Origin of the sequence: Rhizobium cerradonense, assembly GCF_030182455.1 — a bacterium.
Taxonomy (GTDB): domain Bacteria; phylum Pseudomonadota; class Alphaproteobacteria; order Rhizobiales; family Rhizobiaceae; genus Rhizobium.
In genome coordinates, this window is sequence record NZ_JAQJCK010000031.1 from 1 (window position 1) to 16007 (window position 16007).

General features: G+C 56.8%; 17 protein-coding genes and 2 pseudogenes. 7 read left to right on the forward strand and 12 right to left on the reverse strand.

Features of this window, described 5'->3' with window-relative positions; translation table 11 throughout:
* Positions 1-217 (reverse strand): transposase family protein (locus tag PH547_RS31610; protein ID WP_285170276.1); only part of this gene is annotated, 217 nt, incomplete at its 3' end.
* Between the two features lie 394 nt (positions 218-611).
* Here PH547_RS31610 and PH547_RS31615 point away from each other — a divergent pair.
* Positions 612-875: a winged helix-turn-helix transcriptional regulator gene (locus tag PH547_RS31615; RefSeq protein ID WP_004112797.1), complete on the forward strand. Its 264-nt coding sequence runs from the start codon at positions 612-614 to the stop codon at positions 873-875.
* A 12-nt stretch (positions 876-887) separates the two neighbouring features.
* Here PH547_RS31615 and PH547_RS31620 read toward each other — a convergent pair whose 3' ends face one another.
* Positions 888-1628 carry an AraC family transcriptional regulator gene (locus tag PH547_RS31620; RefSeq protein ID WP_240535389.1) on the reverse strand — a complete coding sequence of 247 codons (741 nt, stop codon included), beginning with the start codon at positions 1626-1628 and terminating at the stop codon, positions 888-890.
* 274 nt (positions 1629-1902) lie between these two features.
* Between PH547_RS31620 and PH547_RS31625 the strand changes: the two genes are divergently transcribed.
* Positions 1903-2361 carry an aldo/keto reductase gene (locus PH547_RS31625; RefSeq protein WP_004112801.1) on the forward strand — a complete coding sequence of 153 codons (459 nt, stop codon included), beginning with the start codon at positions 1903-1905 and terminating at the stop codon, positions 2359-2361.
* A gap of 40 nt (positions 2362-2401) precedes the next feature.
* Complete coding sequence (locus PH547_RS31630; RefSeq protein ID WP_276307812.1) at positions 2402-2848, forward strand: aldo/keto reductase; 447 nt, start codon at positions 2402-2404, stop codon at positions 2846-2848.
* Positions 2849-2944: 96 nt separating this feature from the next.
* Here the strand turns inward: PH547_RS31630 and PH547_RS31635 are convergent.
* The 5 genes and pseudogenes from PH547_RS31635 to PH547_RS31655 form a co-directional block, all read right to left on the reverse strand.
* Positions 2945-3052 (reverse strand): annotated as a pseudogene (locus tag PH547_RS31635) (non-homologous end-joining DNA ligase); the annotation flags it as partial.
* Between the two features lie 10 nt (positions 3053-3062).
* Entirely contained in the window at positions 3063-3779 is a 717-nt protein-coding gene (locus PH547_RS31640; protein WP_004112807.1) for a GntR family transcriptional regulator, read from the reverse strand.
* A 274-nt stretch (positions 3780-4053) separates the two neighbouring features.
* On the reverse strand, positions 4054-4557 hold the full coding sequence (locus tag PH547_RS31645) for a GNAT family N-acetyltransferase (protein ID WP_004112810.1): 504 nt from the start codon (positions 4555-4557) through the stop codon (positions 4054-4056).
* A 201-nt stretch (positions 4558-4758) separates the two neighbouring features.
* Positions 4759-5427: an HAD-IA family hydrolase gene (locus PH547_RS31650; RefSeq protein WP_004112813.1), complete on the reverse strand. Its 669-nt coding sequence runs from the start codon at positions 5425-5427 to the stop codon at positions 4759-4761.
* Positions 5428-5496: 69 nt separating this feature from the next.
* A complete protein-coding gene (locus PH547_RS31655) occupies positions 5497-6792 on the reverse strand; it encodes a DegT/DnrJ/EryC1/StrS family aminotransferase (RefSeq protein ID WP_120670751.1) in 1296 nt (431 codons plus the stop codon).
* Positions 6793-7336: 544 nt separating this feature from the next.
* Between PH547_RS31655 and PH547_RS31660 the strand changes: the two genes are divergently transcribed.
* Positions 7337-8461 carry an ROK family protein gene (locus PH547_RS31660; RefSeq protein ID WP_240535390.1) on the forward strand — a complete coding sequence of 375 codons (1125 nt, stop codon included), beginning with the start codon at positions 7337-7339 and terminating at the stop codon, positions 8459-8461.
* 235 nt (positions 8462-8696) lie between these two features.
* On the opposite strand, the pseudogene PH547_RS31665 reads toward PH547_RS31660, so the two are convergent.
* Positions 8697-8992: pseudogene (locus PH547_RS31665) on the reverse strand (hypothetical protein).
* A 393-nt stretch (positions 8993-9385) separates the two neighbouring features.
* On the opposite strand from PH547_RS31665, the gene PH547_RS31670 reads away from it, so the two are divergent.
* The 3 genes from PH547_RS31670 to PH547_RS31680 all read left to right on the forward strand — a co-directional run bounded on the left by PH547_RS31670 (position 9386) and on the right by PH547_RS31680 (position 11172).
* On the forward strand, positions 9386-9823 hold the full coding sequence (locus PH547_RS31670; RefSeq protein WP_004112820.1) for a hypothetical protein: 438 nt from the start codon (positions 9386-9388) through the stop codon (positions 9821-9823).
* Positions 9824-9965: 142 nt separating this feature from the next.
* Positions 9966-10559 carry a hypothetical protein gene (locus tag PH547_RS31675; RefSeq protein ID WP_004112823.1) on the forward strand — a complete coding sequence of 198 codons (594 nt, stop codon included), beginning with the start codon at positions 9966-9968 and terminating at the stop codon, positions 10557-10559.
* Complete coding sequence (locus PH547_RS31680; protein ID WP_244441506.1) at positions 10537-11172, forward strand: hypothetical protein; 636 nt, start codon at positions 10537-10539, stop codon at positions 11170-11172. The genes PH547_RS31675 and PH547_RS31680 overlap by 23 nt, the downstream gene beginning before the upstream one ends.
* A gap of 146 nt (positions 11173-11318) precedes the next feature.
* Here PH547_RS31680 and hypE read toward each other — a convergent pair whose 3' ends face one another.
* The 4 genes from hypE to hypF are packed head-to-tail and all read right to left on the reverse strand — an operon-like array spanning position 11319 to position 16007.
* Positions 11319-12365, reverse strand: a complete 1047-nt coding sequence (gene hypE, locus PH547_RS31685; RefSeq protein WP_120670755.1) for a hydrogenase expression/formation protein HypE — start codon at positions 12363-12365, stop codon at positions 11319-11321.
* Positions 12362-13519 carry a hydrogenase formation protein HypD gene (hypD, locus tag PH547_RS31690; protein WP_004112837.1) on the reverse strand — a complete coding sequence of 386 codons (1158 nt, stop codon included), beginning with the start codon at positions 13517-13519 and terminating at the stop codon, positions 12362-12364. The genes hypE and hypD overlap by 4 nt, the downstream gene beginning before the upstream one ends.
* Positions 13516-13743 (reverse strand): HypC/HybG/HupF family hydrogenase formation chaperone, encoded by a 228-nt coding sequence (locus tag PH547_RS31695; protein WP_004112840.1) that lies wholly within the window; start codon positions 13741-13743, stop codon positions 13516-13518. The genes hypD and PH547_RS31695 overlap by 4 nt, the downstream gene beginning before the upstream one ends.
* On the reverse strand, positions 13734-16007 hold the full coding sequence (gene hypF / locus PH547_RS31700) for a carbamoyltransferase HypF (RefSeq protein ID WP_004112843.1): 2274 nt from the start codon (positions 16005-16007) through the stop codon (positions 13734-13736). The genes PH547_RS31695 and hypF overlap by 10 nt, the downstream gene beginning before the upstream one ends.

The window sequence follows — 16007 nt, forward strand, 5'->3', positions numbered from 1 at the left end:
CATGGTGATAGGGAAGAAACCGACGTAAAAACGCCAGGTTATCCTCCCCCCATTCGACGATCTCGTCAAAATCGTCGCATGCGCCGATCGTCCCGCAAACGACCAGAAGAAGCACCTCGGGTAACGGATGGGCGACCCGCCATTGCTCCCGCTCATCCTCAACGAGACTAAAATGGTCCAGCAAAACCCGCAGCCGCGGGCGATCGTCTTCAAACATGTCGGCCTCCAAATCACCGACACTCTTGAATCACACCCAAACCGTTCAGGGAAGAAACGTTAACCCGAGTTCAGAGCCGTGGGCAAAGAACGACGTTGTTTGAGTTCCGACGCGCCGCCGATCACGACTCATCGCCGGAACCAGCTTAGGGTTTGCGCGAGACCCAATCAGACTGTCGTGTGCTCTCTCGTTCCACCACTTCAAATCCCACGTCGATGATCTGGCAGGAACGGTCGTTACTGACTGCCGATGCCGCAACAACGCATATTTTCGAGGCGTAGTCACATGCATATGCCTGTCCCGCCAAATCAGCCTTATACCAAACCCCAACTGTCGCAGGGTCAACGCGATTCTCGGCCGCATCCGCGACAAATGGACCATCCTGAAGATCACGATGCTTGCCGACCGGCCGCGGCGCTTCAATGAGTTGAAACGCGTGATAGGCGAGATTTCCCAACAAATGCTCACCCGCAACCTGAAGTCTCTGGAAGCGGACGGGATGGTGACCCGCAAGGTCTATGCGACCGTGCCGCCTCAGGTCGAGTATGGCGTGACAGATCTCGGCAGGTCTCTTGCCGCACCGATCATGCAACTGGCGACCTGGGTGCTGGATCATCTGGGCGAAATTGAAGCCTGTCGCGCGCTGGTTCGTGCATGAGCTCTAAGAAGACTAGGCTACCGATTCAACGATGTTCTGCAGTTTTCCGGCGTCCTGCCGGGGTGGTGCGCCGAACAGCCGTTTGTATTCGCGACTGAACTGCGAAACGCTCTCGTAGCCGACAGCGTAGGCGACGCTTGCTGCTTCTGAGCGCTCCGCGATCAGGCGCCGACGCGCCTCGTGCAGGCGGATTTGCTTCTGGTACTGGAGCGGGCTCAAGCCGCTAATCGCCTTGAAGCGGCGATGGAACACCGACACGCTCATGCCGGCCACAGTGGCCATGGCTGCGATGCTGAGATGCTCCGTGTAATGCTCGCGAATCCATGCCATTGCCCGCCGGACATGGGACAGGCGGCTACCGTTGCCGGCAATCTGCCGGAGCAACGCCCCTTGAGGTCCCATGAGCAAGCGAAACATGAGTTCGTGCTCCCTGTGACGCGCCATGATCGGGATTTCATCCTGGCGGTCGAGAAGTTCAACGAGGCGCCGCCAGGCGTCGATCAATGCCGGCCCTGCGGGGCTGAAGCCGAATCCTTTATTCATTGGGGGTTCCGGCATGCTGCCCATCTCCAGGAGCAGTGCGGATATTACCTCCGGATCGATGTAGAGGTTGAGAGCGACATAGGGCTCCTCGGGTGACGCTTCGCTGATCTGTCCCATGGCGGCGAGTTCGGCCGCCACGACCATGCAGTGGCCGGCGCCATACTCAAGCACCTGGTCGCCGATGAAGACCTGCTTGGATCCTTGCAGCACGAAGCAGACAACCGGGTTGTAGACCGCCAGCCCGGCTCCGACGGTCGATCGAAGGTGCTGACGCTGACCCGCGGCATCTTCGGTTGGGGCTTGCCTGCATGGCGCAAGACAATGGCTTTGAGCTGGGCAAGATCGGTCATGGGGCCATCTGCCCTCGTTAGCCTGCAAACGTCAAGCGATCAGCAGGATCAGGCAATGAAACGGTAGGATCGGACATCGTCAATCGAAGTGTCAAACTCAAAATGGGCGCATCGGATAAGAAAGGACATTCACGATGCAGCAACGCAAGCTTGGCCGACACGGCCTTACGGTCGGCGCCATTGGTTACGGTGCCACGGGCACCGCCATCGGTTACGGCCCCAGCGACGATCAGGAATCGATCACGGCCATCCGCCGCGCCCATGAGCTCGGCGTCACCCACTTCGACACCGCACGCATGTACGGCTGGGGTGAAGGTGAGAAGCTGCTCGGCATTGCGCTGCGGCCAATTCGTGATCAGGTGACGATCGCAACGAAATTCGGCTTGACGGAAAGCTACTCCCCTGACTCCCGGCCGGAGACCATCCGTGACGTTGTGGACTCCAGACTCAAGAATCTGAACATCGACACCATCGATCTGCTTTACCAGCACATTCCCGACCCAAACGTCCCGATCGAAGACGTGGTCGGCGTGATGCAGGAGTTTGTCCACGCGGGTAAGGTGAAATGCCTCGGTCCTCTCCAACTCGGATGAGGACACCATCCGTCGCGCCAGTGCCGTTGCCCCTATCTCGATTCAGCAATACCAGTATTCCATCCTCGCCAGGGACGTGGAGCCGCTGCTGCCGGTCCTTGAAGAATTAGGCATCGGACTGGTTGCCTATTCCCCGTTGGCGCGTGGTTTCCTGACTGGCCACGTAGCATCTCGCGATCAATACGCCGCCGACGATTTCCGGCAGAACCTCGGGTGGTGGGCGCCGGCGAATTTCGCCAAGAACGTCGAGATTGCAAAAGAGCTCACCTCGCTCGCCGCGGCGAAAGGCGTCAGCCTCTCCCAGCTTGCGTTGGCTTGGCTGCTCACGCGAAAGGACTACATCGTGCCGATCCCAGGTGCTCGCAATCAGCAACGTGTGTCGGAGAACATTTCCGCCGCGGAACTGGTACTGACGGACGCGGACCTCAAGCGTATCGACGAGATCGCTCCAAATGGGGGCATCGGCGGACGAATTTGGGGTGAGTAATGTCAGCAGGTGATTTGCTCGGCCCGCCGCGCGCGATCGTCCAGGTTCGATAGGGCGCTCCTCGAAAGGGTCGAGCGCCCTCGCAGGCCGCTCGGCGATGTCGAAGACAGCGGCATTATCCTGGTTTTCGCGCAAACCCTTGTAGGAGGCATGACGAAGGTTGCCGTCATGTGTCCAGCCGCGGAGCTCGATTTCGGCAATCACAACTGCATATTTACAAACTTCTCACCAGCCGAGGAAAACTTGTCGACCGCCGCCTGTTTACCTCTTGTACGACGCGTGGGAGCGCGTTCTGTTCGAGATCAAGGTGACTCATCAATGCTGATTCCACCGCGCCCGTTGCCTTGCTCAATAACCGCATCGCGTCGATCAGCCTTGCAAGGCTTTGTTCGTAGGAAGGGCCAAGCTCCGAGATAATTATTTCCATCCGGACGGGATGTGAGCAAAAACAGAATTTGTCGACAATTCGGCAGATTTCGCAGTTTGCCGACAGCTGGGCAATTTGGGCAAAGACGGCTTCGGCATGTATCGCGAGCTGGTCGCGGGGCGGGTTGTCACGCTCGCCGTCAGTATCCGGCACATGCGGCCGCATACGCCAGAGCGCGTAGGTGAGGGTTTGACGTGCGATACCATACAAGTCCAACAATGCTCCCTCCACGAGCGGCCTGGTGAAATAGCCTTTCTGAGGGATCGAAACGATCTTGCCCTCTGCGGCAAGTCGGATGAGTGCTTCGCGTATCGGTGTCCGCCCAAGGTCCAGTTCGCAGGCAAGCTCCTGATCACTAAGATGTTGCACCGGCACGCGAGCATAGCGGTAAAGCAATTGAAGTACCGCATTATAGGCCGCGTCAGCCTTTGCGGGGACCTGTTCACCAGCGGAAGTTGGAACGGCTATTCCGCGACATTGGAGAGCATTCTCGCAAAGCCACATTTTTCAGTTTCCTCTGTCGATGCAATTGAAGACCGCGTGACGCCGGGAAATTCAAACGCCACAACGCTTTGGGCTGCTTAAGGATTCGTGGGGACGTGATTTTTGAAGTCCACTATAGATGACAGTCTGGCTGAGGTCACGCCTTCCATGATCTGATGGTCCGAAACACGATTCATGGCAGTCTACGATATGTTCACACGGTCAGATCAGTTGGAGTCCCGGAGGAGGTTTGAGTACACGCAGACCAACACAGGCGCCCCTTGGCCCGTCTGACCTAGGCCGTACTTGCGACCAGCAACATCTTTGTCATTAAAGTCGCATCACCATAAGGTGTCTGTACGTGGTCCATTTCCGACCAGCCATTCTTTGTATAGAGGAGCTTTGCGCTCTCCGTGGTAAGATAAAGCCTTTCGTAGCCGAGGCGCAAAGCTTCGTGTTCCAGCCTCTTAACCAGCAATGAAGCTGTACCCTTATTGCGATGAAATGGATGGACGTACAGCGACTTTAACCAGGGCGAAAGATCAGGCCTTCCTTTAAAATCACAATTGGAAAGGCTGATCATCCCTGTGGGTCTGCTGTCTTCGCTAGCAACCAAAGTTAGCGGCATAGAACTTCTTGAGGAGGCTTGGAACTCACGCTGTGTCTGCTCGAATGAGCCATTGGCCTGACAACCCCATTGCCCAAAGGACCAGCTTGCACAAACCGGAACCAGATCGCGACAATTCTCCAGATACTCAATCACTATTGGAGCTTGAATGTGTATTTGCTTTTCAGCCATCGTCTCTTCCTATTTGCCGAGTGTCGGGTTGCTTTAGATTGAAGCTCTTCCTAAAGAGCATTGCAGCGGGATAATCTGACGCTGATCAGTAGCCGCGGACAAAAGGGGTCCTCACCTGGGTAACCCTCCAACGCAAACGCATTTGCGCGTTTGGTTCGCTCGCTACGGCTCCAGCCTGCCTGGCACACCATCGCCCAACCATCAACTTGATAGAATTTCTGGCAAAGCCGCCATCTGGCTGAATGTTCTCATGGCGCCGGCTTCCAGCAATTTTTCAGCATGTCCAAGAGGACAATGAGAACCACCGACGAAACCAATTACCCGCATTTTAGCCGCCACAGCCGCCTGGACCCCGGCAACGCTATCTTCGATGACCAAGCAATTATCCGCCGACGTGTTCATTCTCTCAGACGCAAATAGAAAAAGATCCGGGGCGGGCTTGCCACGTGAGACTTGGGAAGCACTGAATACATTCGGCGAAAAATAATCGTAGAGGTCTGTTAGCTTGAGCGCGAAATGCAGTTCCTTCAGATTGCTGCTCGATGCCACGCAACGCGCCACATCAATGGCATCCAGAACTTCGTTGACGCCTGAGATGGCTTTGAGATCGCTGGCATACCGTCTACCAATTTCTGCCATAGCATATTCATGATGCCCCGCCGGCAAGCGCAAGCCAGACTCAGCTTCGATGGTTGAATAGGTTTGCCGATCAGTCATGCCTGTGAAGCGACGATTGTAAGTCTCCGCAGCTATATTATATCCGTGCGCTGCCAACACTTCGATATGAACCGCTGTCGCAATGATTTCGCTGTCGATTAGGACTCCATCACAATCGAAAATCAGAAGTTTTGGCGTTTTGTACGAGGTCATGGGATCACTCCGTTGTCGCTGGAAAACGGCATTGCAAGAGAGCAAGCGCGAAGGTGACTTTGCTTGGATTCAGCTTGTCCAGACGGTTGTCATGATATCGGAAATCTTTGGGCCAAACTTGGAAAGAGCCGTCCAGACCCGATGAAATGCTTCTGCGTAAAGTTCCATTACCCCGGCTTCGTTGGGTGGCGCGATTTCCGATACGCAAAACATGGTATCTAAAAGTTTTACCGTGTTTGGAAAATCGGCGGCTTTCCAATCCTTGGCAATATTCGGCAGATATTCGAACACTGGCTTCCTGAGCCAGATCAAAACGGGCACGCCCTCCGCCTGCAGCAGTTTGACGATGGTATCCCTTGCCGTCGGACCCGGACCAAAACCGAGAGCTTCCGGCTCGATGCGAAGTGGGAAGCTGAGCATGGACTGATTGCAGTCAGATGGGTCGAAGAGGGGAAATATACCGGAGAGATCTCGGATCATTTCCCATAGAATTTTCCCATTATTCCTTCGAATCTGAAGTTGTGTCTCGAGGTTGCTCAATCGCATTTTTGCTATGGAGGAGGAGAAGACGTTCGGACGGTAGTTATATCCTGCTGAAGACGGCGAAAAAGTCCGATCTCCGTTTCGAGATGAACTCGTCAGTGAAACGCAGTCCACATGTTCAATTAGATCTTTGTCCTCCGTAATCACGAATCCGAGCTCGCCGGCTCCAAGATGCTTGGCGCCGTTGCCAGACAAAGCGAGGGCGTCTGTATCAATGTATGCCCCATTTGCGATCGCTTTTATGGCGCCGATCGATTGGCAGACGTCATCAATCACGGCAATCCCTTCGGCGCGCGCGGCAGATCTTGCATCAGGAACACGAATGTTATTCCCGAAGAGATGGGTAATGAGAACCGCTCCGACACCGGGTCCGAATCGGTCGGCTGCCGCGTCTTGATCGATCCCGGCGAGGTTCATGTCGACATCAACGAAATCGGGCTGAAGGCCACTAATCGCAATTGGCCCCACCGCGCCCGGCCAATTTAGCGCCGCAGTCACCACCTGCTCGCCTCGACCTTTAAAATAATCAAGCTCGATATGGATTGCCGCCGTACCACTGCCGACGGCGCGCACCTTCCACTTCCCCGTCCAAGTAGCGAGATCCTGCTCCAAATCGGCCACGATAGGGTGATTGACCCGATGATACTTTCCACTGTCTACAACTTCGCGGAGTGCATCCAAATGCTCCGTCTGTGTGGCTGGCCAAGGCGTGATCCGCCCGGAAGGAACGGTGGGCTCCCCACCAAGGAGAGCGAGATCCCTTTCTCGCTGGTGCCCTCCGGACTCACAGAGGTCCAGATTATTGCTGGCAAATTCGTTCATTTATTCCTCCGGCGATTGGTTACGTCGATGTCTGTCGATTTGCTGAAGAGTTCTAATGTTTTAGGAGGTCAGATCAACAGTAGTTCTGAAATATATTTAAAAGTATATTTTGCGTTTGTGGGACTTTCTGTTGTAGTGCTCCGGTTTTTGGAAATTTTAATCCCGAATATAAATATATACTCGAAGGATAATTCTTCGTTTTCGAAATGAACATTCAAACGGCGGTGGAGAAAAGCAGGTGTGTGATGATTGCTATATCGGTTCGGGGGTTCGGGAGCGTTCGGCAACGACTGCAGGCACTCAGGCGGGAGTGGCGTAAAGACGATCGAGTTTCCACAACAAGAGAAAGTCGGATCAGACGGAGTCCATGATAAAAAGAACGGAAAAACCATCAATTGCGTGTGCGAGCAACGCGAACACTCACGAAGGATCTGGCAAGCGCCTCATCAGGCCGGCCGAGGGGGACCAGAGCGACAGTAAAGGATTTAGGCCAGCTCATCCCCTAATCGCCGCGCGGACGCTAGGGATTGCAAATCGAGGACGCTTGCTGCAGGCCCTTTACGATATGGGTCCGTCCAGCAGGGTCGAGCTTGCGCGCGTCACCGGTGCCAGCCGCGCAACCATCGGCGGCATAGTCCAACCACTGATCAATCAGAGTATTCTTGAAGAAGGCGACCTGGTACCCCCCGATCGGTCCGGCGGAAAACCCGCTACAAAGCTGTGGTTCTCGAAAGGGGCCAAGCCGATCTGCGCAGTTCGGCTGATGCACGACCGTGTCCACACATGCTTGGTCTCTCTGGAGGGCGAGCTCTATGCTCAACACGAGGTGGATTTGGCGAAAGATCTGACAGATGCTGCCGATGCATTTCAGATCGTCAGTGCCTGCATTGAGAAGTCAGTCGCATCTGCCGACCAAGAGGTTCTAGGCATCGGCATGGCAGTTGCAGGAGAGCTCAACCCGCAAACGGGCTCGATCGCGGCTATGGATTTCGCGCCGTACCTTCATGGCTTTCCGATAAAAGCGGAGTTAGCAAAGCGTTTCGGGGTCCCGGCTTGCGTCGACCAAGATGCCAGAGCCTTGCTGGTTGGCGACCGTTGGTTCGGGCAAGGACGTGGACAGAGAAATTTTGCGGTCGTTTACATCGGTCAGTCGTTGGGCGCGGCCCTCTATGTCGATGGACATCCTTATAGGGCCGCCGGGGGTAAACACTGCCAGATCGGCCATACCATCGTGCAACTCAATGGCCAAATGTGCAGATGCGGACGACGCGGATGTTGGGAAACGATCGCGACACTGCCATGGCTGAGAGGCGAAGCAAGGGCCAGGGGCCTGCCGCAGGCTGGCTTGTTGGATGCGAGCCGCTTGGTGTGGCTCGCCGAAACTGGCGCTAAAGGGGCAAAAGAACTGCTTGAAGACTACGCGTCCAATATTTCTGTCGGGTTAGTGAACCTTCAACAGCTGATGGCACCCAGCTGCATCACTTTGCATGGCGACATCGTGCATGGCGGAAAATTGATGTTAGATCTTATTCGAAAGAGCGTCAGGCAACTGATGTTCAATCCCGGAGATAACGAGATCGCCCTTGCCCTCGGCGATCGTGAAGATGTCGCCGGCCTGCGCGGCGCGGCGGGTCTCGTCGTCTGCGAATTGCTGAATTTCATAATCTAAGCAGAGAACGGCCCCAGTCCTTAGAGACCGCATCTGGTCAAATCCTTTGCAATCATCCACATTTCAAATGAAAACCGCCATCTTTCTCGAAAACCGAATTGCAACAAATTGCTGGTGGATTTGGGGGTTCCTGGGCAGCTGAAGCTGTTGGCGCATGGAGTTGCGTACTGGATGTGCTCGATCCAGCCAAGGAACTGCACAGACCCTGCAATCCCAGTCTGGTGCGGACTGAGGCTTAAGAAAAAAACGACACGAGAACGGACAACCAGATCAATGCGACGCCCAGCAACAGCGCTCGCCTGGCGGCTACGATCTTTTCCTGGCCTTCCTCCGCGACAGGGGTCGTTACGATCCAAGGAACTGAGCCAAGCGCCGCAAAACCGATTAGCGCCAAGACACGACGATCAAATCGGACCGATGCCAGCCGCCTGGCTCATACACTCCCCAATAGCCAAGGAACGCCATTCCGACAGCGAACATGGTGGCGGAGGCAGAGCAAAGTCCGGGAACAGAACCTGATGGTGCACGCATTTCGTATCCTCTTTGTCGGTCAAACCAAGGGCCAATTTCCATGACGGTGCAAACGGGCTTTGCACATATCTGTCAAGAATCGGGTGCCAGCTGAAGCATCGATCTATTGCAAATGATTTAGGAAAATCCGAACATTGAATGACGTGAGCGATCGCAGAAGCTGGTAGGGGGAGCTCCCTTTCCTGGCAGATGTGGTCGCTAACTCGTCGTTCGACAGACGGTTCGACCTCGCAAGCTCTGCATTTTTTCATTGCCAAAGTCCGCAGGCCAGCCGCTCGCCTTTAGGCACGAGTTTTGAGAGGTGCTGTCCAAAAAGTAGGCCACAAAATCACCAATGTTGACTCTGTCTTTCACTCAGCCGAAAAGAACTCCTGCCGACAGAGGGAGATACTCATGGCTGACGAGAATAATACTGGCACAAGCACTGAGATGGCAGACACGAATATACCGGTAAAAACGCCGGCGCCTAAAAAACAGCGCGCTCCGCGACGCCCGAAAGCAACTGCCGAGGCAGCGGGTACTACGCAGGTTGGGAAACCCGCGAAGGCGCCGCGAGGTCGCAGGAAGCGTAGCGACCAAGCCGCAGACACAAAGTCCCAGCCTGTCGAAATGCAGGTGGCCGACATCTCCGTCAAGGAACCCATAAAGGACACTGCAGCCAAGAGGCCGGCACAGCAGTCCGTGCAAAAAGGTACGACGGCCATTTCGGCAAGGGACGAGATGGCGGATCTTCTTCAGCTGGAAGAAGAGAATAAGAGGCTGCGTAACCTCTTGGCAGAGAAATTGCGTGCCGAAAATGCCGATCTGCGCAAGCGGCTCGGGCTAGATTGATCGCCGATCAACAGCGGGATGGTGGCGAAATCGACCTGAGCTATCCTTCTCGGCAGAAGATGCGTTCGCCGGGCTCGCCTTCCGAGCCCGGTGTCAAGCTGCGGCGCCACTATGGATACGGACTGGTCGAGGTTGAGGCACTATGAAATTACCCTGGAAATTCCTTGCTCGATTAACGTCGCGGCGACAGTCCGCACCCGAAAGTTCGATTGGGCATGGTGTCGATACCGACGCAAGCCAAAGCAAAACTCAAGACGTACCGCAGCTTGCGCTAAACCCACCAGAGCCCTCCAGTAGCTCCGAGCCCGATGAAAGCCGATCTATTGAGATCATAAGGACTGATTCAAAAGAATTCGAAGGTGAGGTCGAAATTGAAGGTGCGGCACCGGTTGAAGGTGACGAGGTTCAAGAACTGTCGCCTCCGGAGGTCGGGCAGCCGAGCGCTGAAGCTTCCGCGGTGCCGCTTGAAAGCAATACGCGCAGTCGGGTCCCTGGCATACCGCGGACGAAAAAGCCGGCACATGCGAAAGGAGTTCACATTGACGTCACTGCGCAGAGCACAGCTGTCTCAAGCAATGCTCAAGATGAGACATCCTCATCGTCTGAGGACGGCTTTTTCGAAGAGGTGACAAACCTGGACGAGGAAATCACGCAACTGAGGGTTAAATTGGCTCAAAAGCTGCTTTTGCAGAATGATCAGCTTAAAAAGATGCTTGAGCGATTTGACCGATCGTAATCCTCCTTACGATCTCAAAGATGGGACATACATGAAAACACAGCAGCGAAAATTCGTTGTCGAGCTCAAATCGGCCCGGCGCAGATCAACGATCCAGCCAGCTTCTATCTGGGGTGATACCGACCTCAAGACGCTGGCGCGCGAGGCGGAGGCAGACGCACCACATCTCTTCGAGCCTGACACCGTCTCAGATGTTCCGAAGCGAGAAAGCGAGCTGTGGTCGGATCCAATACCAGAGACTCATCTCAACGACGAGGTTGAAACCGGCGATGATAAACGGATTGCGGCGTCCTCTCTCGAAACCGAACAAACGTGCCCGTCTCAGAAGGACGATGGGGCGATCTTCGCCTCTGTTTCACAACCGAAAGAGGGCTCTTCCAGCCGGTCTCGAAAGAACATAAAGCGTCGACGTGAAGCGAATATCGATAATGCCGACGAAATGACAAGCGGCCAATCAAACGCCAGCCACGACGATATCTCAGGCGAGGAGCTAATCGCGCTTGAAGAAGAGAATCGACGGCTTAAGGCTTTGCTGATGAAATATCTTCGTCAAGAAAATATGCAGATTCGACAGATGCTCGCGCGATTCAGCGATCAGCGCGAGATCTTGTGAACCAATCATGTTTGTGTGCCCGCACTTAGATCTCTTCATGGCCACAGGAGGGAGTGCGTATGGAAAGTACGCATTAAAGCTGCTCACCAAGCTCGTTGCTGGCTCCGGGCACGCCGTCTTGCGTGAAGCGATATGCACAGCCGTGCTCAGCAGATCCGCGGCAACTGTTCGCCCCATAGCCAATCGACAATGCGACTGCCACCAAACGACGTCGCCATCTGGACGAAGCAATGGTCGTCATCCTCGGCATGGCCGATCAATGCGGCCTGCGCACCCAACGGATGCGCGCGCATGACGGCGAGCAGCGCATTCGCAAACTCTGGCGCCACCAATACGACGAGCTTGCCCTCGTTGGCGACGTTGAGCGGGTCGAGGCCGAGCAATTCGCAGGCCGCGGCTACTTCCGGTTTGATCGGAATGGTCTCCTCGTCGATGCGGAGGCCGACATTTGAGGCATTGGCGATTTCGTTGAGTGTCGCCGCAAGTCCACCGCGCGTTGGATCTCGCATCAGCCTGATTGACGATCCGGCGACCTCGACCATTGCCGCTACTAACCCGTGCAGCGCAGCGCAATCCGATATGATGTCCGTATCGAAATCCAGGTTCTCGCGCTTCGACATCACGGCGACGCCGTGATCGCCTATCGAACCAGAGATGATGACCGCATCGCCTGGCCGCGCGGCATCGGAGCGTAGGTCGAGACCGGCTCGAATCATGCCGATGCCGGAGGTGGATATGAACACGCCGTCGGCTTTGCCGCGCTCAACCACTTTCGTATCGCCAGTGATGATTGGCACACCTGCCGCGCGGGAGGCCGCTCCCATGGCGTCGGCAATTCGATTAAGATCTGCGAGCGGAAACCCCTCTTCAATAATGAAACCTGCCGAAAGATAGAGCGGGCATGCGCCGGCCATGGCAATGTCGTTAATCGTCCCATGCACCGCAAGCGAGCCAATATTGCCCCCCGGAAAGAACAGCGGCGAGACAACATAGCTGTCGGTGGTCATCACCATGCGCCCTGCCGGAACCGCAAATGCCGACTGATCGTTGCCAGCCCGGAGCCAGTCATTGTCGAAGGCCCTGTGGAAAATGCCCTTGACCAACTGGTCCGTGGCGCACCCCCCCGCCCCATGCGAGAGATCGATGCGTCCGTTCCTGAGGTCGAGCCGCGACCTTTTGGCTTTCGTGGTCATGCGATCGTCCTGCTGCTTTCGTCCGCCTTTCCCTGCCTGCCGAAACGGCCGTAGAGCCAATACGCGGCGCAGGCGCCTTCCGACGACACCATGCAGGAACCCATCGGCGAATCGGGCGTGCAAACCTTACCAAACAGCTTACAGTCGGACGGCTTCTTCACACCGCGCAGGATGGCGCCGCATTCGCAGGCCGGATTGTCTTTTGCCGCCGGCGTCACGACGTCGAAACGTTTCTCGGCATCGTATTTGGCATATCCAGGCCTGAGGCCAAGCCCACTTTGGGGAATCGCGCCCAGTCCCCGCCATTCGAAGCTTTCCCGCAATTCGAAGACATTGGCGATCTCGCGCCTCGCCTTCTCGTTGCCAAGGGTGGTCACGGCTCGGATATACTGGTTCTCGACTTTATGGACGCCCTCATTGACCTGGCGGACGAGCATCAGGATTGAATAGATGACATCGAGCGGCTCGAAGCCTGCCACCACGATCGGCTTGTTATATTCTTCGGCAAGGACTTCAAATGGCTGCGTACCAATGACGGTGCTGACATGTGCAGGGCCGAGCAATCCGTCGATCTTGATAGTGCCGAGCGTGCGAGCATCGGAGTTTTCAAGGATAGTCTGGATCGCAGCCGGTGTTAGCACGTGGTTTGAGAAGATCGAAAAGTTTGCGAGGTCCTTAGCGATCGCGAACCGCAGCGACAGCGCCGTCGGCGGCGTCGTGGTCTCGAAACCGATGGCAAAGAAGACGACTTGCCTGTTCGGTTCGGCTTCGGAGATGTTTAGCGAATCGAGTGTCGAATAGACCATGCGAATATCGGCGCCGGTCGCCCTGGCCTTGAGCAGACTCGAGCCGTTTGAGGATGGTACACGCATCAAGTCACCATAGGTGCAAAGTGTGATTTCTGGGCACATGGCAAGCGCGATCGCTGCGTCGATGCGGCCGATCGGCAGCACACAGACTGGACATCCCGGTCCATGAATCATCTGCACATTGGACGGCAGCAGGTCTTCAAGGCCATAGCGCGAAATTGCATGGGTATGGCCGCCGCAGAATTCCATGAAATGATAGCTGCGCGCCGGATCTACCGCCGCTGCGATTTGGCGAGCAATATCTTTGGCGAGCTTGGCATCGCGGTATTCGTCTATATATTTCACGCCGGACCTCCCAGGGCAGCTTCGCGGATCAAGGCAAGCGTCCTTTCTGCTTCTTCAGTTTCGATCTTTGCAAGCGCGTAGCCGACGTGGAGGATGAGATAGTCACCGGGCGTCACATCCTCCACGAGTGCAATCGATATGACCTTTAAGACGCCGTCCAGCGTTACCTTGGCCATATTGTCTGGCAGCAATTCCACCACCTGGACCGGTAGGGCTAGGCACATGTCCGGTGCTCCCAGTTCTGGGCGCAGTCGTGTTTGATGACGTGCCGTGCAAAGGCGGCCTGACCGAGCGCTATACCCCCGTCATTGGGCGGGATCTGGTGCGGCAGGTAGGGCTCGAGGCCATGGTCGCGCAAGGCGCTGGAAAGACCTTCGGCCAGAATGCGGTTTGTGATGCAGCCGCCGCCGAGCATGATCGCTCGCGTGCCAGCCTGCGATGCACCAAGGGAAGCCCAATCGGCGAGGCCGCTGATCAGCGTGCCGTGGAATAGGTCTGCGGCCTTTCGGCGGCCAAGCTGCCGCTCCGCCAGATGGATGATGAGGGGTCGGAAATCAAGCAGGCCATCGGCGAGACTGTAGCCCCCGGCAAGACATTGGGGATCATCGACGAGTGCTTCGAGTTCCATTGCTGCCTGCCCCTCGTAGCTCTGGACGAGGCGGACGCCCGCTATCGCAGCCACTGCATCGAATAGCCGCCCCAAGCTGGACGTATCGGCTGATTGCAAGCCGCGGGAAAACATCGCATCAAGTTGCGCGACACCAGGATGTCCGGGCCAAAGCGTGGCCGCAAGGTCGCGCCGGCCGGCGGCCTGAAGAGCGGCAATTCCCATGCGCCAGGGCTCCCGCGCGACCCGGCCGGCGCCTGGCGCCGGCAAGGGCAGAAGCGAAGAGAGCCGTCGCCAGCGAGGACCGTTGACGACCAGCATTTCGCCTCCCCAACTACTGCCATCGACGCCATAGCCGTGGCCGTCGAGTGCAAGCCCGAGGACCGGCCCGCCGGCATGATGTTCCGCCGCCACGGCCGCGACATGGGCGAGGTGATGTTGCACCGGCAGAAGCGGCAAATCCAAATGTTCCGCGATCCGCGCTGAACGAAAATCCGGATGCAGATCGCAGGCAGCAAATTCGGGCCTGACATCAAGGATAGAGCAGAGATGCTCGAGGGCTTCCCGCTGGAATCTGATCGCTTTGACATTGTCGAGACCGCCGATGTGCTGCGACAGGAACGCTTCCCGGCCCCGTGTCACGCAGATCGCGTTTTTGAAGTCCGCGCCGGTGGCAATCACGCATGGGCCGTCCTCGCCAAGATCGACCGGCTCCGGCACAAAACCCCGGGCGCGCCTCAGAAAGCTCGGCGCGCCGTCAATTACCTGCATGACGGAATCGTCAGCGCGAATGGCAATGTCACGGTCATGTGTGACGATCAGGTCGGCAACCCCGGGAAGCCGATGCATGGCATCGTCATTATCTGATACGAGCGGTTCACCCTCCGGATTGGCGCTGGTCGCAATCAGAGCGGCGGGAGCGCCGGCCGCTTCTGCTGCAAACGCGGCAAACAACAGGTGGTGCACCGGCGCATGGGCGAGCAGCAGGCCGATCCGACTGAGGCCGGGAGCGATGAGCTTGGAAAGGTGATCACGCGCCTCGATAAGGACGATCGGGGCGGCGGTCGAGGCGAGCAAATCCTCTTGCGCCCGCGAGGGCCTGGCAAGTATTCGGGCTGTCTCAATGTCCGGCACCATGATCGCGAACGGCTTCTCGTCGCGCATTTTGCGTCGTCGGAGACGATCAATCGCCGTATCATTGCGTGCGTCGCAGAAGAGCTGGAAGCCGCCGACGCCCTTGATCGCAATGATCTGGCCATTCATGAGCCGCGCGGAGACCTCCGCGATAGGATGGCTAAGCTGTGGGCCGCAAGCCGGGCAGGCGAGGGGCTCACTATGGAACCGCCGGCTTTCGGGGTTGGCATAGTCTGCGCCGCAGGCGCTGCACATCGGGAACGCAGCCATCGAGGTCCGGCCGCGATCATAGGGGAGCGCACGGGTGATGGTGAAGCGCGGGCCACAATGAGTGCAGTTGACAAAAGGATAACCGAAAAAGCGGTTGTCCGGATCATTCAGTTCGTGCCGGCATTCGACGCAGGTGGCAGCGTCGGCGCCAATGCGCGTGGCGCCACGGCCGCCGACGCTTTCGAGGATTTCGAACGTTTCGTCGCCGGCCGGCTCCAGTTCCAGCTTATCGACGGTATCGACGCGGGCAAGCGGCGGCGCCTCCTTCCAGACGCGTTCCGCAAAGCAGTCGACAGCGGTGCCCTCGACCTCGATCAGCACGCCGGCGCTGTCGTTGAGCACGAAGCCGGTAAGCTGCATCATTCTCGCAAGCCTATAGACGAACGGCCGGAATCCCACCCCTTGCACGGCACCGCGCACACGCACTCGCAACCGCCGGACACGATCTTCCGCCATGGATGCCAAGGTGCTCACCAT